The organism is Bacteroides sp. OM05-10AA, from assembly GCF_003439055.1.
In the GTDB taxonomy this organism is placed as follows: domain Bacteria; phylum Bacteroidota; class Bacteroidia; order Bacteroidales; family Bacteroidaceae; genus Bacteroides; species Bacteroides intestinigallinarum.
Window position 1 is genome coordinate 1 of record NZ_QSUR01000015.1, and the last position, 22962, is coordinate 22962.

General features: G+C 40.6%; 17 protein-coding genes. 4 read left to right on the forward strand and 13 right to left on the reverse strand.

Features of this window, described 5'->3' with window-relative positions; all coding sequences use genetic code 11:
* Positions 1 to 100: 100 nt before the first annotated feature.
* From DXB58_RS13110 to DXB58_RS13145, 8 genes are all read right to left on the reverse strand, one after another.
* Positions 101 to 1300: an acetate kinase gene (locus DXB58_RS13110; RefSeq protein WP_122137017.1), complete on the reverse strand. Its 1200-nt coding sequence runs from the start codon at positions 1298 to 1300 to the stop codon at positions 101 to 103.
* Between the two features lie 39 nt (positions 1301 to 1339).
* Positions 1340 to 2359: a phosphate acetyltransferase gene (pta, locus tag DXB58_RS13115; protein ID WP_117935486.1), complete on the reverse strand. Its 1020-nt coding sequence runs from the start codon at positions 2357 to 2359 to the stop codon at positions 1340 to 1342.
* A gap of 135 nt (positions 2360 to 2494) precedes the next feature.
* Entirely contained in the window at positions 2495 to 3943 is a 1449-nt protein-coding gene (locus tag DXB58_RS13120) for a hypothetical protein (protein WP_122137081.1), read from the reverse strand.
* 32 nt (positions 3944 to 3975) lie between these two features.
* The gene (locus DXB58_RS13125; RefSeq protein WP_122137018.1) at positions 3976 to 4659 is read right to left on the reverse strand and encodes a hypothetical protein; all 684 of its coding nucleotides are present in this window, start codon (positions 4657 to 4659) and stop codon (positions 3976 to 3978) included.
* Between the two features lie 82 nt (positions 4660 to 4741).
* On the reverse strand, positions 4742 to 6547 hold the full coding sequence (locus DXB58_RS13130) for an LPP20 family lipoprotein (RefSeq protein ID WP_122137019.1): 1806 nt from the start codon (positions 6545 to 6547) through the stop codon (positions 4742 to 4744).
* A 14-nt stretch (positions 6548 to 6561) separates the two neighbouring features.
* Positions 6562 to 8646, reverse strand: coding sequence for a leucine-rich repeat domain-containing protein (locus DXB58_RS13135; protein WP_158571567.1), 2085 nt, complete (start codon positions 8644 to 8646; stop codon positions 6562 to 6564).
* A gap of 10 nt (positions 8647 to 8656) precedes the next feature.
* Complete coding sequence (locus DXB58_RS13140) at positions 8657 to 10297, reverse strand: hypothetical protein (protein ID WP_147338729.1); 1641 nt, start codon at positions 10295 to 10297, stop codon at positions 8657 to 8659.
* Between the two features lie 25 nt (positions 10298 to 10322).
* On the reverse strand, positions 10323 to 11555 hold the full coding sequence (locus tag DXB58_RS13145) for a PEGA domain-containing protein (protein WP_233527293.1): 1233 nt from the start codon (positions 11553 to 11555) through the stop codon (positions 10323 to 10325).
* Between the two features lie 705 nt (positions 11556 to 12260).
* Here DXB58_RS13145 and DXB58_RS13150 point away from each other — a divergent pair.
* From DXB58_RS13150 to DXB58_RS13165, 4 genes are read left to right on the forward strand one after another with little or no spacing between them, the layout of a single operon-like run.
* A complete protein-coding gene (locus tag DXB58_RS13150) occupies positions 12261 to 12704 on the forward strand; it encodes a CidA/LrgA family protein (RefSeq protein ID WP_004299736.1) in 444 nt (147 codons plus the stop codon).
* Complete coding sequence (locus tag DXB58_RS13155) at positions 12701 to 13396, forward strand: LrgB family protein (RefSeq protein WP_004299735.1); 696 nt, start codon at positions 12701 to 12703, stop codon at positions 13394 to 13396. Before DXB58_RS13150 ends, DXB58_RS13155 begins: the two co-directional genes overlap by 4 nt.
* A 55-nt stretch (positions 13397 to 13451) precedes the next feature.
* Positions 13452 to 14369, forward strand: a complete 918-nt coding sequence (locus tag DXB58_RS13160; protein ID WP_122137023.1) for a DUF2156 domain-containing protein — start codon at positions 13452 to 13454, stop codon at positions 14367 to 14369.
* Positions 14370 to 14382: 13 nt separating this feature from the next.
* Positions 14383 to 15399, forward strand: a complete 1017-nt coding sequence (locus DXB58_RS13165; protein WP_122137024.1) for a GNAT family N-acetyltransferase — start codon at positions 14383 to 14385, stop codon at positions 15397 to 15399.
* Between the two features lie 69 nt (positions 15400 to 15468).
* On the opposite strand, the gene DXB58_RS13170 is transcribed toward DXB58_RS13165, so the two are convergent.
* The 5 genes from DXB58_RS13170 to DXB58_RS13190 form a co-directional block, all read right to left on the reverse strand.
* On the reverse strand, positions 15469 to 16602 hold the full coding sequence (locus DXB58_RS13170) for a glycoside hydrolase family 88 protein (protein ID WP_122137082.1): 1134 nt from the start codon (positions 16600 to 16602) through the stop codon (positions 15469 to 15471).
* Positions 16603 to 16606: 4 nt separating this feature from the next.
* The gene (locus DXB58_RS13175; RefSeq protein WP_122137025.1) at positions 16607 to 17902 is read right to left on the reverse strand and encodes a BNR repeat-containing protein; all 1296 of its coding nucleotides are present in this window, start codon (positions 17900 to 17902) and stop codon (positions 16607 to 16609) included.
* A 9-nt stretch (positions 17903 to 17911) separates the two neighbouring features.
* On the reverse strand, positions 17912 to 18952 hold the full coding sequence (locus DXB58_RS13180) for a glycoside hydrolase family 43 protein (protein ID WP_199487957.1): 1041 nt from the start codon (positions 18950 to 18952) through the stop codon (positions 17912 to 17914).
* Between the two features lie 222 nt (positions 18953 to 19174).
* Positions 19175 to 20908 (reverse strand): BNR repeat-containing protein, encoded by a 1734-nt coding sequence (locus tag DXB58_RS13185; RefSeq protein WP_122137026.1) that lies wholly within the window; start codon positions 20906 to 20908, stop codon positions 19175 to 19177.
* 49 nt (positions 20909 to 20957) lie between these two features.
* Positions 20958 to 22958, reverse strand: coding sequence for a DUF2264 domain-containing protein (locus DXB58_RS13190; RefSeq protein ID WP_122137027.1), 2001 nt, complete (start codon positions 22956 to 22958; stop codon positions 20958 to 20960).
* Between the last annotated feature and the right edge of the window lie 4 nt (positions 22959 to 22962).

Below are 22962 nucleotides of genomic sequence, written 5' to 3' on the forward strand. Positions count from 1 at the left end.
CGGGACTTACACCCGTTAGATAATGCTCATGCCGAGCGTACAAAGACGGGGATGCACCAATCTTGGCACATCCCCGTACAATATAAAACCAGTTCAGTTATTATTTTTTCAGAATATCCATTGTATCTGATGCGATCAACAGTTCTTCGTCTGTTGGAATCACTACTACTTTCACTTTAGAAGCAGGAGTAGAAATGATTGCTTCTTCACCGCGAATCTTAGCATTTACTTCGTTATCAAGTTCGATACCCATGAATTCCATATCCTTACAAACTTCACGACGACATTCCATCTGGTTCTCACCTACACCACCGGTAAACAGGATAATATCTACACCGCCCAATGCTGCAGCATAAGCGCCGATATATTTCTTAATACGGTAATAGTACATCTTTTCAGCAAGGATAGCTTTCTCATTGCCAGCTGCACAAGCAGCCAAGAGTTCACGCATATCGCTTGATACACCCGAAACACCCAGTACACCACTCTTCTTATTCAACAGATTGGAAACACCGGTTGTGTTCAAGCCTTCTTTTTCCATGATAAATGTTACTGCACCGGCATCAATATCACCGCTACGAGTACCCATCATCAAGCCTTCCAATGGAGTCAAGCCCATAGTAGTATCCATACATTTACCATCTTTGATAGCAGCGATAGAACCACCGTTACCAATGTGGCAAGTGATAATTTTCTGTCCTACCGGATTTACACCCAGGAATTCACATACACGTTTTGACACATAACGATGAGAAGTTCCGTGGAAGCCATAACGACGTACACCATACTTTTCATACAGTTCGTGAGGAATAGCATACATGTAAGCATAATCCGGCATTGTCTGATGGAAAGCCGTATCGAATACACCTACCTGCGGAATGTTAGGAAGAATAGCAGAAACTGCATTTACCCCTTTCAAGTTAGCAGGATTGTGAAGCGGAGCCAAGTCATTGCAAGCAGCGAAAGCTTCCAGCACTTCCTTGTTCAGCAATACAGATTCGCTGAAACGCTCGCCTCCGTGTACCATACGGTGACCTACTGCATTGATCTCATCCAAAGATTTAATAGCGCCATATTCAGGATTAATCAGCGTGTTCAGGATAAACTCTACTCCTACTGTATGTTCAGGAATATCTTTCTCCAATATTTTCTTTTCACCATTCGGCAAAGTAAGTTTCAAGAATGATCCTTTCAGACCGATTTTTTCGATACCACCTTGTGCAATCACCTCTTTGGTGGTCATATCGAACAATTTATATTTAATAGATGAACTTCCGCAGTTCAATACCAGAATCTTCATGTCGTTGTCGATTTATACTTAATACTTTATATCTAATACTTATTTATTCGCTTTTGCTGCAATGGCCTGATTAGCTGTGATAGCAATCATGCGATATACATCTTCGATAGAACAACCACGAGACAAGTCGTTTACCGGACAGGCAATACCCTGAAGAATCGGACCAACAGCGTCAGCATGTCCCAGACGTTGAACTAATTTATAAGAAATATTACCAACTTCCAGACTTGGAACGATCAGCACATTTGCTTCTCCGGCTACTGGAGAACCCGGCGCTTTGCTAGCACCCACTTCCGGTACAAGAGCAGCGTCAGCCTGCATTTCACCATCCAAATCAAGAGTAGGAGCCATCTCTTTTGCAATCTTAGTAGCTTCTACCACTTTATCCACTACTTCGTGTTTAGCGGAACCCTTGGTAGAGAAGCTCAACAGAGCTACTTTCGGATTTTCAATACCGGCAACGGCTTTCGCTGTCTGCGCAGTACAAATAGCTATCTGTGCCAGCTGATTTGCATCCGGAACCGGAGTTACAGCAACATCACCCATGACCAGAATACCATTCTTTCCGTATTCAGGAGCATGAGTCAAAAGCAACATAGCACCAGACACGCAAGTGATTCCCGGCGCAGTCTTGATAATCTGCAAAGCAGGACGCAATACGTTACCAGTAGTGTTACGGGCACCAGCCAACTGACCGTCAGCATCACCGCTCTTAATCATTAAACAACCATAGAACAAAGGATCGCTCGTCAATTTGCGGGCTTCTTCGATAGTCATCCCCTTCTTTTTACGAAGTTCACACAACAACTGTGCATATTCTTCGTGTTTCGGAGAAGTTTCAGGATCAATGATAGTAGCTTTACCGATGTTTCCCAATCCCCATTTTGTAGCAAGTTCATTAATTTCATCCGGTTTACCCAGTAAAATTAGATCGGCTACTTCATCTGTCAAAATCATATTGGCAGCTTTCAATGTGCGTTCTTCAGTTCCTTCCGGAAGAACAATACGTTGGCGATTTGCTTTCGCACGCGCCACGATTTGGTTGATTAAATTGAGCATAGATATATTGAATATTATTATAAAACCTCATTACAATTTGTAATTTGCGGTGCAAAAGTACTCAATTTTGCAATATCCACATTACAATTTCGCCTATTTTTCTCTTTCAAGTCTAAAATATTGTAATATTTAACACTAAAAGATAATCTTAGGCGCCACACTCTTATATCGTTCCATACAAGTACCGATAGGTGCTCCTATATAAGTAGGGTCACAAATCAGATATTTAACGCCATTTTCCAGCACAACATAATCCCCGGGAACCTCTTCCATGAAACAAACAGCAGAAGCTATATGATTAGGATAATCTAGCAGAATAGTGTCCAATTTCAATAAATCTTTTACCAAAATAGCATAAAGCATAGCCCGGTCTTCACAGTCACAATAAGGATAGTAGAAAGTCTCATCCGGAAAATTCGGTTTTTCATAACCGAATTGTTCACCATCTGTCTTATATTGAAAAGCAGTTTGCACAAAGTTCAGGAGCAGATCAGCAGCATCGGCTTGAGATTTGCCATCAATCGCTTTTTTCAGTTGTGAATATAAAGAAGAGTGCAATTCCTCACTCATCGGAGTCTTGTAATGTGTCGCCACATCGCATTGGGGATAATCATGATAGAAATCTATCAGATTCTTGTTAACCATAACCCGCACTTTCAGTTTGCTGTCCGACGAAGAAAGCATACGTTCCTGCCTTTCCATTGAGAATACTGGAACATTTCTTATTTGGAGACAAACCAAGTTTTTAGCATCTGCAAAATTCCGACGATAGGTATAAATGCTTGTTGAACTTTTCGGGTTTGGCTCAAAAACATAATATTTATCCCCATCCATTTCCAAGAAAGGAGCAGCATAGATAATTCCTTCTGTGGCAACCAATAGCTTTAGTTTATTATCAATCTTAGCCAAACGTACCTTATAACCGGATTTATTAAGCAGAAACATTTGTAGGAAAACAATATCATTGGTACAATCCTTCCCACACACCTGCTCGCCAATGCACTTTGTAAAAAGCAAATAGGCCCAGTCGTTCAACTTTCTTTCTTTTTTGAGGGTCAGACAATCACTTAGCAATTGTCCATAATCCTTTCGGCATAACTCTTTCCAAGCATCTGCCACACTAGCTTCCTGATTATCCAATAAAGAAACATGACCAATAACATCAGTCGCTACATCAAAGTCTGTTCCGTAAAAATCAATCGTAGTACGGTTTACACTTCTACCCGGCTTTATCAACGGTATTTCCACTTTCACTGGAATATTAGTTCTTCTCTTTACGTTACCTCCAGAAATCGGTTTGACGACTATCGGAGGTCGGACTGTGTTTGTCTTATCAAATATCACTGGTCTTGGAGGCTCAGGGCGTGTCGGAGCAGGAATGGGAGTAAACGCATCATATTTTGTCCAAGTTTCCCGGAGAAACGTTTCAAACTCCACATCTGCCTTACTCCTAAAATCGTTGAATTCCATCTGTTGTTTTTTCCTAAATTCATCGAAATCTTTCTCTATGTTTTGTGCGTAAAGAGACGTCACTGATAAAAAATAGACAGCACAAGCCACCGCCCCCTCCTTCATCTTATTCATTTGCATCATAGATTTATAAGCAAATACCCCTATTAGTAGCCCAATTTATCCAACTCTTTAACCAAGTCTTCTGATTTAGCAGCCAGTTCTTTACGGATAGCATTGACAGCCTCTTTATTGGCCTCCTGTATGCTGTAACCTATTGTTACCATTACTTCCACATTATGGTTGGGCAATGTCCTATAAACTTCTACCAAAGGAATGATACGTCCCAACGTTGAAAAGATAACGCTCTTACTGGCAGCTACTACGCTCGACAGCCCAGCAGCTTCTTCTTGCCCCATATCATCATTGGCTACTTTAGCTTCAATCAGTTGAGACACTTTAGTTTGGATCTGTCCGGCAAGCTCTATCTTGGCAGTATTAGTAGCTTGCATAGCAGCGGCAGACTGATTGGCACCAATAATTCTAGATGAAGCGACATACCAATACGGATTTCCATCCATATCCAATTCTGCCTGTTTTTCCCATGACGTTTCTATTTGTTTAGCCAAAGGCAATTTACCCACCGGTGTCTTGAAGCCTTCTTTCTCCAGCTTCTTGGCTTCACTACGTGCATTCTTTATCGCCTTCTTTCGCAAATCTTTATCCAGAACTTTTTCACGCTCTTTTAAGTTCTTAAAATCCTTTCCGGTTGCTCTTTCTTGCGCAGCAACATTGACAGCCAACATCATAACAAATGCCACAAGGGCATTGATTAACAAATTCTTTTTCATTGTAATTGTTCTTTTAATGATTAATATTGTTAGTGAATCCTCATTTCACCGATTATACTTATACAGTCAGTTCATGACTAAACTAAAAATAGCTCAGATCAATCAGTCCAAAGTTTGGATCTTTCTCAGGTTGCCAAGTACGAACATGAATGAGCGGTTCCTGCGGATTATTTAAATCTACCATCAAAAACAAATATCCTGTATCACCATAGCTGGATGAAAAATAATCTTGTTTAATCTGAATACCGTAAATTTCACCTCCCACGCCCGACTTTCGCACTTGATTGTCAGCAAAACGAAGATTGACGAACTCGTTACTCTTAAAAATATGATTCAACTTCTTTATATACTCCTCTTTACTTTGCCTGGTATATCGTACTAATCGCTTATTGAGCAATTGCTTCTCTCCATAGCCGGAATTCTTCAGAACAGAGCCAGTTATTATGAGAGCATCATCCGAAAAAATACTATGAATATATTCCAGTCGTTTCAAGGCATAAGCAGTTTTATAGTTCTCCAAAAAGTTAATAAGCACTTGTCGTGCAGTGTCCCCCCAAGCCGTTTGATTCATAATATCATCAACAGCAGTTTTATTCAATCCAAAAGAAAGTTCATCGATTTTTCCTTCCCTATTCAACCGAAATACAACATCCTCCACAAATGTCCGATGATTATTCTTAAAACTGAAACTCATGACAAGACTCCGGCATGTCACTCCGCCATTGTACTCCAAAAACTTAAAATCAGGCTGACGAATAATCTGTCCATTTCCATATTCAATGAGATGTTTGAACATGTTATATCCTCTTTCAGAGCATAAATTTTTCAAGGCACTATAATTGCGATTACGAATGATAGCCTCCACCTGCCGCATTGTTTCCAGATAAGGAGTAGCTTCTTGAAGCATCAGATAATGTAATCCACTGTTTTTCTTTTCTTCATCAACTGCAGCAGACAAAATTTCATTTTCCATTTTTGTTTTTTCACCTTCAAGCTTCAGATATGAATTTCGCATTACAATAGGTGTTACACTTCCCATCACTTCTGCCAATTCATTGTCTATATTGGATTCTCCTTCAAACATATATTCCGTTTTCACAGGAAGATTGTCTATATTAGCCATCACTGGTAGTTCTATGATACCTGTACCGTCTTTAGCAGAATAAATATTCGACCAGTCCCGCCCATCAAAATAAGAGTAATCGTAATTACAGGCAGGTTTTCCTTTATAAAACACCTTTACAGTTATTATCTTCAAGTTATTCTCTTGCCTCACAGCCTCAGTAGACAGAGTGATATTCGTAAAAATCTCATTCATCTGCCGGGGTATCCACGAAACTAATAGTCGTTCAGTGCCACTATCATCTTTCATTGTCAAAAAATTGCCGTCAGGATAGCTCTGTAACAACACGAACGCCCAATAATAATAGCGCAAAGCATCAGCTACTTGCATTTTCTTTTCCAACCGTTCCGCTTCGCTAGTAAAATCCAGCAGTTTATTCCTCCTTCCCTCGAAGATTCTCTCTATTTCTGATTTTTTAATATAGCGCATGACGGCAGCATCAGGCTCATTCTTTATAACAATACGCAGTGTATTGTTCAGTGTGGCACGGGAATAAGTCTGAATAATGGACTTAACTTTATCGTTTGCTATGATTTTATCCCCATTAGCACACGACTCGGTCAACTGCTCAAAGCGTGAAGAAACACTCGTAGAGATTTGGCTAACTAATGAAACCAACGCATCATTATCCGCTTGTTTCAAAGTCAGAGCATTCCCTGTACCCCAAAGATATTCATCGCTTTGCTGAATCTCTTCTACCGTTTGGGCACAAATAGTAGAAGAGATCAGCAGGATAACTGAAATAAAAAAAATATGTTTATTCATTGCAATATAGAAAGTTACATATCATCTACACTTGGTTTATTCCCGACTGTGCGGTAACTTCGCGTCGCAACTTTGCCCCCTATACTAAACATGAACGGAGATTGCAAAGAAGTGATTTTATTAATTACATAAGCTTCAAAAGCATAAATATAAGGTTCCGAACGAAGAAAAACACTTCCAGGTTTTAGTTCAGAGTCCTCCTTATTTAATGTATAAATAGAGGCACTTCCTTCACCATACTTATAATTAGTACAAAACATAAAATCAGGTCCTTCTTCTTTAGATAATGAAGGGGTTATAGGAACCGTAACATCTTTGGCAGAAAATGTCACTTTTCCTTTCAAATTAAAATCTGAAGTATATTTGTTATTGTTAGGCATCGCAATAATATAAGGTATATTTGCCTCAATAGTAGTGACATCTTTAAATCCGTTAAGCGTCAGCCTGCGCAGCCAAAAAGGCTTGCTACCATCAACGTTGCTATTAAAAGGTGCCAAAACTCTACCATCTTCATGCGTGACACGAGTGACCGTAAAAGGTAATGAAAGACTTTCCCATCCAGCTGCCTCTCCAGGAAAGGTATTGTATTTAAAGTTCTTCGTATATGATATATTGAGGGCTTTAAAGGATTGTGGACAATAAAAATCTCCTTCATCCGAAGAGAGCACTATCTGGTCGGCAACTCCATTTATGATAATATTTTTCCAACCTTTATAATCATTTTTCGTATTTTCGTCCGCCAAATAGAGTAAACAGTTTAAATTTCCTCCATTAGTAATTTCCCATTGACTTTGATAATAATGTATATTAGGAAATGGAATGGAAGTGTTCCAGAAAATAGACGTCAGCCCATAACAGTAACCAAACGCACCTCCTCCAACTGATGTTACACTCTTTGGAATAATTATACTCTTTAGTTTCTTGCAGCCAAGGAAAGCCCTAAAAGCAATATCCGCCAAACCATCAGGAAGTATTATGTTTTCAATAGGAGTATAAGCAAAAGCATATTCCTTGATACTGTGCAAAGTATGAGGTAATTCAATATTAGTCAACCCAGAGGAAATAAAGCACGAATTAGAAATAGCCAATACACTTTCAGGAATCTTAATAGCTGTCAATGCTGTACAGTTAGCAAATGCCCTTTTACCCATATCAGTTAATGTATTAGATAAATTTACCAAAGACAAGGATTTACATCCTTCAAAGGCACCCACAGGATCAGTGATTCCAATCGGCTTACCAGATTCTATTTTTGTAACTCCATCAGGTATAGTAATAGAAGTAAGTCCACTATCCCAAAAAGCTCCGCCAATGTACTCTAACTTTGATGGTAAAGAAATACTTTTCAGTGCCAGGCATCCAGCAAATGCACTATTCTCCAACCTTTTAACATCTTGAGGTATTTCAATATGTTCAAGACTTGAGCAACCATGAAACATAAATCCCGGAATACTTTCCATAAAGCTTGGTAGCGTAACCTCTTCCAAACTACAACATCCATGAAATATTTCCTTCCCAAATTCCTTAACTTGTTCGGGCAATATAATTGCTCGTAGCTTTTTACATCCACGAAAAGCCGCATCTCCTATGCTTTTCACAGTTTCCGGAATCACTATAGTTTCAAAAGTTTGATGACTATCCAAGCCATTATCTGCACCAAAAGCTATTGCTCCAATTGAAACAATATTGGATGGAAGTATTATTTCCGACAACTTCATGCCATTGAACATATAGTCACCAATAGCATTGTCCTTTAGCTTTGAAACTATTCCATTAATTGTTGAATGATAAGTCTTATTACCTCCTACAATTGTAACGTCCCTCATATTTAAAGATTGCAAATTAGGCAATGCCCGCAACGTAGTCACATCATCCGCATCAAAAGATCCTGAAATGATCAATTTCTCCACCACAGCAGCTTTATCGCCAAGCTTTTTTGATAATATACCAGGTGTTTCTAATACTATTTCTACCGTTTCCCAATTTGCATTTCTCGTTTTCACATCTTCCACTTGAGGATTTTCTAAATCCATTAAATTCATACAAGAACTTAAACACAAAAAACTAATGCTGATTAAAATATATATAAAATTTCTCATAGCTACTTTATTATTTATCAGGTGACACATTATCATCCACATCCGGTTCATTAGATACCGCAGTCATAATTTCTATAGTCTCACTATATCCTACTTTTGCTTCATTGATAGCGTAAGCCCGGATATAATACTTCGTCTCTGCTTTAAGCCCGGATATATTGCTATTGAATGAAATTCCATCCAAAATAGCTTTTATCTTATCATCTATAAGAGTAGGCGTAGAGCTGGTAGACCAACAAAAGCCAACTTCGCGCACTATGGAAGATGTACCTCCTGCATTTTGAATAACAGCTGTTGCAATTACAGAATGGGTCCCTGGGTCCCCCATTGTCAATGAAACTTGGGGAGCTTTCTGTTCCAGAGTAGTAACTTGACAACTTGCTCCATATCCAGTTCCCATGCTGTTTACGGCAAAAGCCCTTACTTCATAAACCGTTTCCGGCAAAAATCCCGTTAATGTATATTGGAAAGTTCCATCTTCTTTCAGTTCTAAAACAGGAACTTCTTTCAGTGTTTCAGTACCGTTGTTTCCTATCTTATACGCAAAACCAAACTTTGTAATATCATGACCTCCATTATCTAGTATTTTACTTTGCAGCGTAACAGATGTTTCTTCAATAGCTACAGCCGTGGTGACATCCAGTTTGGGCACAGCCGATTTTGTAGTAGTAAAGGTTATCACATTGCTATATCCTATCTTAGTACGTTTATTAATAGCATATGCACGAATATAATAGGTAGTTTCAGAAACCAGTTCTTTAACAATAGAACTAAATCCCTTTCCATTCAACTGGCTGATTACTTTGCTATCATCCATAGTCGGTTCTTGTTGATCCTTACTCCAACAGAAGCCGACTTCCGTGAGGCTGGAAGTAAGATCATTATCATTCATCAACTTAGCCGATATTTCAATAGATGCACTTCCCGGCTCTTTAGTTTCAGCCTGGAGAATAGGAGTTTCAGGAGCAGAAGTTACCAATATAATTTTTTCTCCATATCCTGTACCTTTTGCATTAGTTGCAAAAGCACGTACATCATAACTCGCCTCTGCAATCAACCCGGTTATAGTGAAAGTGTACCTGCCATCATTTGTTTTGTCTAAAGCTTCCACTAGCTTTTCCGCATCCGATGAGTCAGTTTCCTTATATGCAAAACCAAACTTTTGGATACTACTTCCCCCATCATCTACAATTTTACTTGCCAAAGTGAGAGAAGTTTCCGACACCGAAATTGAAGTTGAGACTTCCAAGGCAGGCACTCCGTCAATAGCCGTAGTAAATTCCCGTATACTACTCCGAGTTGTGGTATATCCACTGCTGGCATACAAACAATAATAATACTTAGTATTGGGCGTAAGCCCCGTAAGTGTTGTCTCATAAGTATTAGAAAGCCCTTTCAATATAACACTTACCACTTTAGAATCAGTCTCTGGCAATGAAGAAACTGTAGAATAAAGGAAACCACAACTCTTGATTTCTGTTCCTTCCGGCACCGAGATGCTCCCCGAGATAACCGCTGTCTTCCGGCTGATAGCTGAAGCCTCATCAACAGTCAATGTTGGCATCTCATTTTCCGATACAGAATCTTTACTACAACCGAACATACATAGTAGCAATACGCCACATGCGAAAAACAAAACCTTGTAACACATAATTATAAAGAATTAGTTTAGACAGCTAAAACATGACACCGACACTTGCACCAAGCTCATGATTCTTAAAGCTCACCGTATGGTATCCCAAGGAAAAAGCCAGTTTTCCTACATTCAATAGAAGCCCCATTTCAGCAGCCACTCCGGAGGCAGAATGATCTATATTTTTAACCAATTCTCCATCCACAGTTTCCCATGCTAATGTCCGTTGCCCATATCCCCCACCAACATAGACATAAATCGGTTTCCACAAATGGCGAAGATAACCGGCAACAACCGACATACGAGATTTCTGTTCTACACCTGTATGATAGTAAGGTTTTCCCTCACCACCTGACACTAAAGTACCCGTATCATCACATTCTAAATGGGTGGAAACAGAACCAAAGTCACTGCGAAAACGGATATAAGCACCATTGTCACGGACAAAGCCAATCATTCCACCATAAGACAACTGAGAAGATTGATAACCCACATCCGCCATCACCAGCATACGCCGGGAAGAACGCGGCTTAATCGTTGAAGTCATTTTAAACGACAAAGTTCTTGTCTCGCCAGCTGCAACTCCCACAACGCTATCCATCGGGAAGAAAAAATCTTTCTCTACCCTTATCCGATAGTTACGTAACGGCATACGGTCACTCTTGTAAGGAGTCACTCCAACCTGCACACTGTCAATATATACTTTTGCTTCTTGTTCGGGAAGAGAGAATATTTCTAAATAGCCAAAACGGGGACGCAGGGTTACACTCATTACTTTTTGCTCACTACCAAGATCTATAACGCCAACTTCAGGAGCATACATCGGTGCCTCTACCCGATATGTATGCATCCCCTTCTTCATTGTTGCCGTAAACAATCCATTCTCAACAGGAGCTTTTTCTTCATCAATATATATATCAGCCATAATCGGTTCAGGACGCATTACCAACAATTGCGTATTGGTATCACTTACCACCCTCTGCACAGCATCTCCCACACTAAGTTCCATTTCATAGACAACAGCTTTCTCAATAATATCAGGATAGAAGTAATTACGGAGTACTCCATAATCATTGTGCATAATCGAAATACGACGAGCCCCACGCGGTACATAAATCCAGATTTCACCTGGTTTATTTTCGCGTGCCGTGATGCCTAGCGCATCAGCTTCAAACATCAATTCCTTTTCAGTAGTAACAATGCGGATAAGCGCACAAACCTCGCCGTTTTGATCTCTCTTTGGGGAAGTGATACGAGCGGTAACATCTGTTTCCATACGTTGGAAAGAATTCACTCGTATCTTATTTTGGGCATCTATTTCAAAAATACTCAAAAATAGAAAAAATAAGAACCAACCCCACAACACAAATCTTTGTTTGTTTTTTGTCATGTGTATTTCAGTTTCTTCCGTCTGTCCTCCATGGCGGAGTTATATATAAAGAAAGCGCGAGGACTGTTATTGTCTATCTTAGAATTCGAGGCTCTGGTAAGCCCAATGACCTAAATAGACAACAGTCCCCACGCCTATTTATAACATAGACGTGAAGCAACTGTTGCTATTATCCCGGCCATTTTTTGAATTTACCAGATTCCGAATTCTAGGATAATAACTTTTCGCTTCTTGCGTTTTTTCTTAATCTTAAGTCTTTTTCTCTCCGGAGCTATCTCAAAGCTCGCAAGACTTGCTGCAAATATAGAACAAATTCTCTTAAACAATATAAATACAAAGCAAATTATTTCAATAGTAATGACTACCTATATCAAACCTACAGACTTCGTCATCCAGTATTTTTTCCACTTATTCACAGAAATCAACCTTTTAAACCAAGTATAAAGCATTTTAGTCAAAATGAAGCGGCAGACTAACAAGACAAACAAAAAATGTTAATGTAGATTGCAAACATATCATTCACAGAAAGCTAGTCTAAGAGAATACACTACCTTTGCAGTGTTTTCAAACAAAATCAATAGGTTATTAGTTATGATACGTCAGTGCGCCATTTTATTTGGCTGTTTGGCTTTGGGTGAATTAATAGTTTATCTTACGGGTATCAAGCTCCCCTCCAGCATCATCGGTATGCTGCTGCTCACCCTCTTTTTAAAATTAGGTTGGATTAAGTTACACTGGGTACAGGGATTGTCCGACTTTCTGGTTGCTAACTTGGGATTCTTTTTCGTTCCACCCGGTGTGGCTCTTATGTTGTACTTTGATGTTATTGCAGCTGAATTCTGGCCGATTGTGATAGCTACCATTGTCAGTACCGCACTTGTACTTGTTGTAACGGGATGGGTACATCAGATCGTCCGCAAGTTCAGGCTGGCGCGTCAGATCAAACTGGCACGCAAACTTCATCTGTCAGATTTCCATCTGCCGGAGAAACTACACCTTAAAGATAAAATCAACTTAACGAATAAAGACAAATGAGCTTCTTAGAAAATAATTTCTTCCTGCTAGCCATTACCTTCGGGATTTTCTTCTTTGCCAAACTACTTCAGAAGAAAACAGGACTGGTATTATTAAATCCTATATTGCTGACCATCGCACTATTAATCATCTTCCTTAAAATGACCAATATCTCTTATGAGACATATAATAAAGGAGGACATCTGATCGAATTCTGGCTACGCCCGGCCGTTGTGGCTTTAGGCGTACCTTTATATCTTCAACTGGAAATGATAAAAAAGCAGTTATTGCCTATTCTACTGTCTCAACTGGCAGGCTGCATCGTCGGAGTTATTTCAGTAGTACTGATTGCGAAATTTATGGGAGCCTCACAAGAGGTAATCCTGTCACTGGCTCCGAAATCAGTTACGACCCCGATTGCGATGGAAGTAACCAAAGCGATCGGCGGTATTCCGTCACTAACGGCGGCAGTTGTTGTTGCAGTAGGTTTATTAGGGGCTATCTGTGGCTTTAAGACAATGAAAATCATGCGTGTAGGCAGTCCGATCGCCCAAGGGCTTTCGATGGGAACAGCCGCTCATGCCGTCGGAACCTCCACTGCAATGGATATCAGCAGCAAATATGGAGCATACGCCAGCCTGGGACTGACACTGAATGGAATATTCACTGCACTGCTAACACCTACTATCCTTCGATTATTAGGTATCCTGTAAAACAAAATCTCCTATTTTTCCGTTATATAAGGAGTTAAACACCAAAAACAATTTTATGATTCCATTTAAAGACATCACGTTAGCAGACAAAGACACAATCACCTCATTCACAATGAAAAGTAATCGCCGTAATTGCGATCTTTCATTTTCCAATCTTTGTAGTTGGAGATTCCTATATAATACTCTATTTGCAGTGGTCGACAATTTCTTAGTGTTCAAATTCTGGGCAGGAGATCAACTTGCTTATATGATGCCCGTAGGTACGGGAGATTTGAAAGCAATATTGTGGGAACTGATAGAGGATGCCCGCAAAGAGAACCAGCATTTCTGTATGTTGGGAGTGTGCAGTAATATGCGTGCTGATCTCGAAGCTATCCTTCCGGAACAGTTCACATTTACAGAAGACCGCGACTATGCGGATTATATCTATTTGAGAAGTGATCTTTCAACACTGAAGGGTAAGAAATTCCAAGCGAAAAGAAATCATATCAACCGGTTCCGCAACACTTATCCGGATTATGAATATACACCGATCACTCCGGACCGTATTCAGGAATGCCTGGATTTGGAAGCGGAATGGTGTAAAGTGAATAATTGCGACCAACAGGAAGGGACGGGCAATGAACGTCGTGCCCTGATTTATGCCCTCCACAACTTCGAAGCACTCGGACTGACGGGTGGAATTCTTCATGTGAACGGTAAAATCGTAGCATTTACATTCGGTATGCCTATCAATCATGAAACGTTCGGCGTGCATGTAGAAAAAGCGGATACCAGCATTGAAGGCGCGTATGCTATGATTAATTATGAATTTGCCAACCGGATTCCCGAACAATATATCTATATTAACCGGGAAGAGGATTTAGGTCTCGAAGGTTTGCGCAAAGCCAAATTGTCTTACCAACCGGTGACGATTCTGGAAAAATACATGGCTTGTCTCAAAGAGCATCCCATGAATATGGTTAAATGGTAAACTCTTTATAAATATGATGATAAAGGAGCAAGTAAAAGCATTGTGGAAAGTCTGTTTTGACGATAGTGAAGAATTCGTCGAGATGTACTTCAGACTACGCTATAAGACAGAGGTGAACGTTGCCATCAAAAGTGGTGATGAGGTAATCTCTGCCCTTCAAATGCTTCCTTATCCGATGACTTTTGGTGGAGAGACTGTACAGACCTCCTATATTTCAGGAGCCTGTACGCATCCCGATTTTCGAAGCAAAGGAGTCATGCGCGAGCTTTTATCACAGTCTTTCGCCCGGATGTTACGGAATGGAGTACACTTCAGCACATTGATACCGGCAGAACCCTGGTTGTTTGATTATTATGCCCGTATGGGATATGCTTCGGTATTCAAGTATTCAACTAAAGAGATCGTTTTGCCCGAGTTTATTCCTTCTAAAGAGATAGCGGTCAGTGTTGTTTCAGAATTTCAGGAGGAAGTCTATTCTTATTTGAATAAGAAGCTTTCCGAACGAGCTTGCTGCATTCAGCACACATCGGAAGACTTTCAGGTTATTATGACCGATCTTGCCATTAGTGGAGGTTATTTATTTGTAGCCAGACAGGAAAACGAGATCAAGGGACTAGCCATTATATATAAAAGAGAGAGACATATCATTATCAATGAACTTTGCGCTGATGATAAGGATGTGGAATATAGTTTATTGTATGCGATCAGGCAACACACCGGATGCAAGCGCATGGTTCAACTGCTGCCTCCCGAAGATAAACAGCCTCAACATCCGCTAGGCATGGCACGTATCATCAATGCCAAAGAAGTGCTGCAAGTCTATGCTGCGGCTTTTCCCGAAGATGAAATGCAGTTGGAATTATCGGATAAACAATTATCTGTCAATAACGGATATTATTACCTATGCAAAGGAAAATGCATGTATAATACCGAGCGACTGCCCGGTGCACACATACAAATGAATATTAGTGAATTAACCAATAGAATATTTCAGCCGTTAAAGCCATATATGAGCTTGATGCTGAATTAAAATACGCTGTTGACTTATATTAAGGCATGCCTCTAAGAGCTGTAAAATCCGTGTAATCCGTGCCTGTATTTATTTATTCAAATAACGAACCCGTTCGCAGGCTGCCAATAGAAACGCACCTACTCCAAAATTCGAAGTTGAGTTTGCGTCTACCACCTGACCGGGTATCGCTTTCTCACCAATCGGTTGCACATAACCAATCTTGCCATCAGGCTGCAAAGCAACTGTTGAGAGATATTTCCATGCTTTTTCAACCACCGGCTGATATTCTGTAGCATCCAGAAAACCGTTATTGATTCCCCATTGTAAACCATAGGTAAAGAAAGCCGTTCCACTGGTTTCCGGTCCCGGTGCATGCAGAGGATCGAGCATACTGCGTGTCCAGTAACCTTCCGGCTGTTGACAAGCAGCAACCGACTTAGCCAGGGTACGGAAACGATCTATATATTCCGGACGATACTTATCTGTTTCAGGAAGTTCTTTCAAGACTTTTGCCAATCCGGCCAATACCCAGCCGTCTCCACGTGCCCAGAAATCCTTTTTGCCGTTCACACTCTTGTGTTTAGGATACACGTATTTTCCATCCCGGTAATAAAGTCCGGCCTCTTCATCATACATAATACTATCAGCATAGGCGAGGTATTCATGCAGTTTCTCCAAATAGAGCGGATTCTTAGTTATGTTATACATCTTTGTCATGACCGGCATGACCATATATAAGCCATCTGCCCACCACCAATAATCATGATTGGGGGTACTCATCTGATATTCCATCACTTCGCGGGCGCGGGCTATTTTCTGTGTATCCGGTTCCAGATTATAGAGATCGGCATACGTCTGAAAACAAATCTGATAGTCACCGAAAAGCACATAATCATCACTTTCACCGTAACTGTACTTCCAGTTTTCCTTATGCTCTGATTTTGCCCCTTTCCATTCATTATGTTCCGCCCAGGCTTTCGAGTATTCCAAATACTCCGGCTGCTTAGTCAAAAAATAAGCTTCCATATTTCCGGTGTGATAGGCGGCATTATCCCAAAAAGAACGTCCGTGTTCCGGATGATTCGTCTGCCAATAATGATTCACTTTATGAATGGTGTTTATCACTTCTTCAGCAGAAACATCCTTCTTATCCGTACAACTTGCACAGATTGCACCGCCTAGAAAGAGTGCAGAAAAAAGAGTTGCATATAGTTTCTTCATATCTTTATTTATTTGTATCCATATTCGTTTCCAATACATATATCATTTGAGGCTCAATTTCCGCTGTGCGTTCACCGTCTCCCTGACGGGTGTGTTGTACAAAGAGATGCAGTTTCCGCTGCTTTTTCCAAAGTTCCGTATCATGAGAGGGTTCCCAGGCATCCACCGAAAAATCCGTCAGATCCGTTATCGTCCACTTACTGGTACCCACATCAGTCGCATGTGCCATCGACACACGGCTTCCCCGTTCTTCGTCACGGAAAATATAAAAGACTTCTCCACCTTCTACCACAATACGCGGACGGGCAATAGGGATCATTTTCGTACCTCCGCCCTTCAAGGTAAAAGGTGTCCGGCGATCGGTTATCTGCCGTTGATGCCACATCTTCCCATCATTCCAGACGATGCGGTATTGAGGAACATCACTATCGGGTTCCCGCCAATAAGTAGCTATATACGGATTTCCTCCCGCATCGGCACTCATACTCGTCTGATTTATCAACTCACAGTTTTGAGGTAACCGACAGGCATACTCCGCATTGGACAATTTGATCGGGAGTTCATATCGTTCTCCACTCGTCTTATACCAAGTTACCCCATTATCAAAAGAACGGGCATAACAAATATCATGGTTTGTTTCCACATGCCAAGTCTCGCGCCATACCCATGAAAGATGAATCGTCCCTTTCTCATCAACATATAACTGCCAATAGGCATTCCGTTTATTTTCCCCGTCGATCAATATATCCTGCACACGAGTCCATTTATGTTCTTTCAGCGAATAACGGTTCATTACCAGATTTCCACGACCCGAAGAACCGGAGCGGTAAACAAACAATAAATCTCCTCCGGATAAAGGATAGAACTCCGGATAGGTGACATTTCCTTCGTCAACTCCGGTCATGGGCATTTTATCCCCCAGTTCCAGAGAACCGGGAGCAATGCTCCGGCAGTAATTCAATGGATGTCCATGATGGTCAAAAGATACGTGTATATATCCTTCTCCATCTATCATCATACTAATTATATTATGAGCATCCTTCACATTTCCCTGATATTGGGTGCGATGTAATGTCCATTGTTCCGAATCCAGTTTCCGCTTCCCAAGTACCAGATAGCCATCGTCATCGTAATAACTGATATATTGTTCATCACCGTGTGTAACCAGCGAGTTATTCCGAAAGACCGTCGTATTGACCGAAGTACAGCTATACCCCTTTCCCACTTCAACCAAATGCTGGGAACAGGCAATAACGGGAACGAGCATTATTCCGCAAAGTAGTAGCAGTATCCGTTTCATATTTATTTTTTATTTGTCAAAGATAGAAAGGTTCCATTTTTCATGCCAAGGGATAGTTATTTTCCCTTCTTTTACCAACACAGGCAACCATACATAACGGGAATCTTCCAAATCCTTCTTCTTCCAACGGTCGAACATGGCAATATATGCATCCTTCTTTCCGACAACAGGCTGGACATAAGTACTCTGGGCATAAAACGTTTTATCCGCATCCGGTCCCGTACAAGGATTTCCGATTGTCTTCCATGTTCCCATAATAGAATCGGCTACTGCGATCTCGGCTATATTAGGATCCCAGCCAGTACAACCGGAGCTTAACATATAATATTTACCATTATATTTAAATACTGCCGGAGCCTCTCTCGATTCTTTTACGAAATTGCGTGTAAAACGTCCGCTCGGTTTCAGATAATCATCAGTCAGAAGGCTGATATACATCGTTTCATTATTTTCTGAAGAATAAAACTGATAAGCACGTCCATCATCATCCACAAAAACAGTCTGATCGCGGCTCATCGCATTGTTCGGACGAAAACTTCCCTGATAAACGAACGGACCGACAGGAGAATCGGAAACTGCCACTCCGGCACAAGCCTTACTGTAATCAGCACTTTCCACATGGGCCCACATTACAAATTTGCCCGTATTCTTATTATAAACCACTTTCGGACGTTCCAATACTTTGGAGGGATGCAGGTCATGATTCGGATCGTCTTTAACTGCCGGAAGTACAATACCCTCAAATTTCCAATTCAGCAAGTCTTTAGAAGAGTAACAACCTACTCCGGTCACATCCGTACGATAACACTCCCACGTAGCCCAGTCAGGCAAAATGGTTTTCCCTTTCTTGTATTCACCATACCAATAGTAAGTGCCGTTATGATATAGAAGTCCACCACCATGGGCATTGATCGGATTCCCGTCCGTATCTTTCCAAACTTCACCGGGGATAAACTCCGTATACTTCTGTGCATGCACTGATACAGGCAGTAATGATATACAAACCACCCCTAATAATATAAACTTAATTATTCCACAATGTCTATTCATATTCATGATATTAAATAAGATTTCTTGTCTGCAAAGATAGATGATACATAAAATATAAAGGTCTACTTATATGTCAAAAAAGGGCTAAAAACAATCATTCTCTATTAAATGTATGATATTATGGAAAATTTGTACTTCGAACTTAGTCCTCATTTATTATATAATACGATATAAACGAGGATTCCACTTATTAGCCTACTCCATAAAAAAGTTCGCTCGCTTTCAATCAAAGTCAATTCTCTGATCGAGCAAGTCATTTATATATACACATAAAACACCTTTCTTATATTCCATCCTCAAACGAACCTCTCCATATTTCTGCGGAGTATACCACTTGCCACCGGTTCCACGAGCCTGTGTTTTCCAACAATCCGATGTTCCCAATACATTTGTGCTGGTACATACCTTCCCTTTATATCTGATTTCAGGTTTCATCGTTTCTCCGTTTAGATAATATTCCAGATCACCGAGTTGCAACAAGCAACCTTGATAATTATCTGCGCCAAGAGTAATCGTCTGTTCCAGCACAAAAGGCTTTTCAGGATTAAATCGTATTTCTTTGCCGGATGCCGCTATCATCTTCTTCTTTTTTCTATCGGGGAATCCTTTGAAGTCGCAGGCTATTCCTGTAGAATAGCCTTGTGGATGTTGTAAACTGACAATCCAATCATAATAGTTGCCATACATCCAAGTCAGCCGCAATGGGGTACCCTCTGAAGCCGGTATCATATAAGGACGGACATTATTCAGTTGCGAGTCTTTTGTGACTGCCTCCTTAGAAATAACCTCTCCATCTTCACTCATGATAAATCTTACAATCTCATACACCTTACCATATTTTCCCTCTACCGGTAATGAGCAATATACCTCATTAACATTCGACGGATCGATAGCCATACCGGCACTATAACACTTTTCTAAATTCGGCGTCTGATGAAAATGTCCACCGGCATTAATAAGAAAAGTCTTTTTCCACTCGTGTCCGTTCCATTTTGCATAGTAATAATCATGAGATTCTTTATTATCGCTGATACGTACCATTGCTATCACCGGATTTCCGTTCCTGTCCGAAGCTATTTGCCATACCCAGTCACGTTCAGAAGGATTATCCACTACCGTAGACGGGTATTGCTTCGCATAATCACCTGTCTTGTTCACCTTAAATGTACCGTCGGCAATAGTAGAAAGTACGGTTCCCCTGACATCAGTCAACTGCAATGTTTTGATATCGATATAATTAAAATAAAGGAAGTTGGGAAGTTCATTATCCGGATGTCCCGTGGTGTAAGTCAAATAAATCTTATCTTTCCCGTTAGACATGTATTTCGCATACGGACGGGCGCCGGTAGATTGTACGATTTGATACGGTCCCCATACTACATCCACCTCATCTTTGTCGTCCGGTAATGAAAGCTTGGCAATAGTCGGATGCCAACCGATTCCACGCCAGCATAAATAAATATGTTCAGGATCATCCGACAGAATAAACGGAGAAGGATAAGTCGTATTATTTTTTGTTTCAATCCTCTTTTCTTCACCTAAAGTAGTAATATCCCCCGGGATTCGGGAGACTCTGTAATAAAAACAAGGTTCATCCGTATGTCTTGAATAGAAAATCATGATTCTTTCATCGGGCAATACAAGAAAAGTGGGATTGTTATGATCGTCCGGCTGAAAATACGAACGGATCAATACTTCTTCCTGTTCCTTCTTTTGAAAGTCATACTGCATCGCCTTTATATTACCATGAATATCGATGTAACCGATATATGTCTTATTTATAGTTCCCTCCTTGTTTTCATAATGCAAGGCTCTCGGATCGGCAAACCAACACCAAGCTCCTTCAGCTGCAACTTGATACCCACCGCCAGTAGGATTATTTTCTGCATTTTGGGCATTCAAATGAAAGCTACATAGATATAAAACGACAAAAATCCAAACAATCTTCTCTTTCATGATAGCAATATGTTTCTTAATTAAATATCAGTTACTTGAATGGGATTCATTACTCAAACGAAATAGTTTTTATTTCACCGTTTGATAAACAAACCGTCACCTGTTTCTTATCCTCTGACACATGGACAGATTTCACCGGTGTCAGCTCTTTTGAAGTAAAACCTCTTTTCTCATTCTTCTTCCATAATTGAAGTGTCACATATATTTTTTCACCGGATAACTGATCGGAAACCATATTTAATGCACATTTCTCACTTACAGGATGCACTCCCTCCGGATATACCGTATATGTTTTCTCCCAACCTGTCAATGGTATCATTGCCAATTCATATTTTCCGTTAGAGAGTACCGGAATATTCTGTTTACCCACCTTACAACCTGTTTCCTTTATATCGGAATCCAGACGAGGCAGGGAATAATGTCCCAAACAAATCTCCGCCGGTTCTGAAACAGTCACCTTATCTACCCGCAGAATTCCATCCGGCAGAGGAATATCCGCCAACTGATACTTCACAGTGCTATCCGTTTCGAGCACAGCGTCACGACGATAAATTCCATTTTCGAAACTTTTGAACGTATACAACCGCAACACTTCCCATTCCCCTTTTTTATTCCTTGTTCCATAATTCATGGAAATCTCCCCATTCTTCCCATCTGCCATCCAGGGGAACTCTGTATGGTAAACCAGTTTATTATAATTCTCGGTACTCCGGAATTTCTGCCAATCTTTTGCCACAGTCTCATGACACCATGAACGCATTTCAGATCCGCCACAATTCGGGTAATTGGTTATCAATAGATTAGTTCCCTGCTGGAACTTATTATACACTTCCCCTTTTTTCAGTTCTTTCTCCCAAGGACCGTTATTTTCTGTAGCCGACCAATAGTTAGAGTTTTCCGGCAACAACAAACTAAGAAAAGCTTTTCCGCACCAATAAACACTACCCCGGCAACTATAAATCTGAACAGCAGGAGCAAAAGGTCCGTAGAAACCCATTGTCGGAACACCATCTTCCAGAAATTCCGGACGTTCTAAAAATTGCAACAACGTAGAAGAAGCTATCCTTCTCATCCATCCATAATTCACATTACCACTTTTGTCATATTCATACAAAGACAAAGGAGCAGTAACGGCAAAACGATAACAGATACTCCGCCCCCACATATTCATCCTGCCATCACGGCTGAACAGAAATGGATAATTATCAACCATGTCATGCTGATTTTCCATAAACTGCCTTGCATATTGAGGATATTGTTTCTTCCCGAACATTTCCGCCCAAATAGGTCCGTAAGTCTGATAAGCCCACGCACTATAATAGTCATAAGCCGGAGCATCATTGTACCAGCCTTCGCCCCGATAGCGTGCAAGAAGTTTTTGCAGGTTCGACTCCAGGTAGCTTTCATTCACGGCATATCCCTGATCTTTCAGAAAACTCAAGATAAAGACATTGAAAAACATCCAGTTGGAACCAATAGTCGGTCCCTCTCCATAACTCAACATGGTAGCAGCCAGTGAATCTTTCTGTTTCTTAGTGAGAGGATTCCATAATACTTCCTGTGCAGCTTTCATCGAGATTGCCAAAGAGCCCAGTTCCAACAATGTCTGACTGGGACCTCCCGTACGATGCGGAATATAACTTTTACTTTCAGGGTTAGAGATATTTATCAGTTGATAACGATAATAGTCTGCCACTTTTATCCCGTTCATCTCCAGTTCTGGATTATCTTTCAAAAGAGGAGCAGCTACAAATAGAGTCCGTGCCAAACCTTCCAGCTTTGCTACCGGAATTTCTCCCGTATTTCTCGGATATGTTTTATCCAGCTGCTTCGGAAAGTACATTTGATCGTCTAATGTGTGTATATAGTTAAATGCACCTTTTAATAAATACTCGCCCGCCTGTATCCAGTGCTGACGAGTCATTCCCGTATAAGGGCTTTTCTGATAATCCGGCTGCCGGACGGTGAATATGTTTTCCTGCGCAAAGACCACAGAGAGTTTTAATGATAAAATAGCAAACAATAAAAATAATGCAAATCTTGCTTTCATGGTA

What these genes read in the sequence shown, in the direction of transcription:
- DXB58_RS13150 (WP_004299736.1), top strand. Translation starts at nt 12,261, where the DNA reads ATGATACGTCAGTGCGCCATTTTATTTGGCTGTTTGGCTTTGGGTGAA.
- DXB58_RS13175 (WP_122137025.1), bottom strand. Translation starts at nt 17,902, where the DNA reads ATGAAACGGATACTGCTACTACTTTGCGGAATAATGCTCGTTCCCGTT.
- DXB58_RS13125 (WP_122137018.1), bottom strand. Translation starts at nt 4,659, where the DNA reads ATGAAAAAGAATTTGTTAATCAATGCCCTTGTGGCATTTGTTATGATG.
- DXB58_RS13190 (WP_122137027.1), bottom strand. Translation starts at nt 22,958, where the DNA reads ATGAAAGCAAGATTTGCATTATTTTTATTGTTTGCTATTTTATCATTA.
- DXB58_RS13165 (WP_122137024.1), top strand. Translation starts at nt 14,383, where the DNA reads ATGATGATAAAGGAGCAAGTAAAAGCATTGTGGAAAGTCTGTTTTGAC.
- DXB58_RS13130 (WP_122137019.1), bottom strand. Translation starts at nt 6,547, where the DNA reads ATGAATAAACATATTTTTTTTATTTCAGTTATCCTGCTGATCTCTTCT.
- DXB58_RS13185 (WP_122137026.1), bottom strand. Translation starts at nt 20,908, where the DNA reads ATGAAAGAGAAGATTGTTTGGATTTTTGTCGTTTTATATCTATGTAGC.
- DXB58_RS13120 (WP_122137081.1), bottom strand. Translation starts at nt 3,943, where the DNA reads ATGAATAAGATGAAGGAGGGGGCGGTGGCTTGTGCTGTCTATTTTTTA.
- DXB58_RS13180 (WP_199487957.1), bottom strand. Translation starts at nt 18,952, where the DNA reads ATGAATAGACATTGTGGAATAATTAAGTTTATATTATTAGGGGTGGTT.
- DXB58_RS13160 (WP_122137023.1), top strand. Translation starts at nt 13,452, where the DNA reads ATGATTCCATTTAAAGACATCACGTTAGCAGACAAAGACACAATCACC.
- DXB58_RS13110 (WP_122137017.1), bottom strand. Translation starts at nt 1,300, where the DNA reads ATGAAGATTCTGGTATTGAACTGCGGAAGTTCATCTATTAAATATAAA.
- DXB58_RS13170 (WP_122137082.1), bottom strand. Translation starts at nt 16,602, where the DNA reads ATGAAGAAACTATATGCAACTCTTTTTTCTGCACTCTTTCTAGGCGGT.
- DXB58_RS13145 (WP_233527293.1), bottom strand. Translation starts at nt 11,555, where the DNA reads ATGGAAACAGATGTTACCGCTCGTATCACTTCCCCAAAGAGAGATCAA.
- DXB58_RS13140 (WP_147338729.1), bottom strand. Translation starts at nt 10,297, where the DNA reads ATGTGTTACAAGGTTTTGTTTTTCGCATGTGGCGTATTGCTACTATGT.
- DXB58_RS13155 (WP_004299735.1), top strand. Translation starts at nt 12,701, where the DNA reads ATGAGCTTCTTAGAAAATAATTTCTTCCTGCTAGCCATTACCTTCGGG.
- DXB58_RS13135 (WP_158571567.1), bottom strand. Translation starts at nt 8,646, where the DNA reads ATGAGAAATTTTATATATATTTTAATCAGCATTAGTTTTTTGTGTTTA.
- pta (WP_117935486.1), bottom strand. Translation starts at nt 2,359, where the DNA reads ATGCTCAATTTAATCAACCAAATCGTGGCGCGTGCGAAAGCAAATCGC.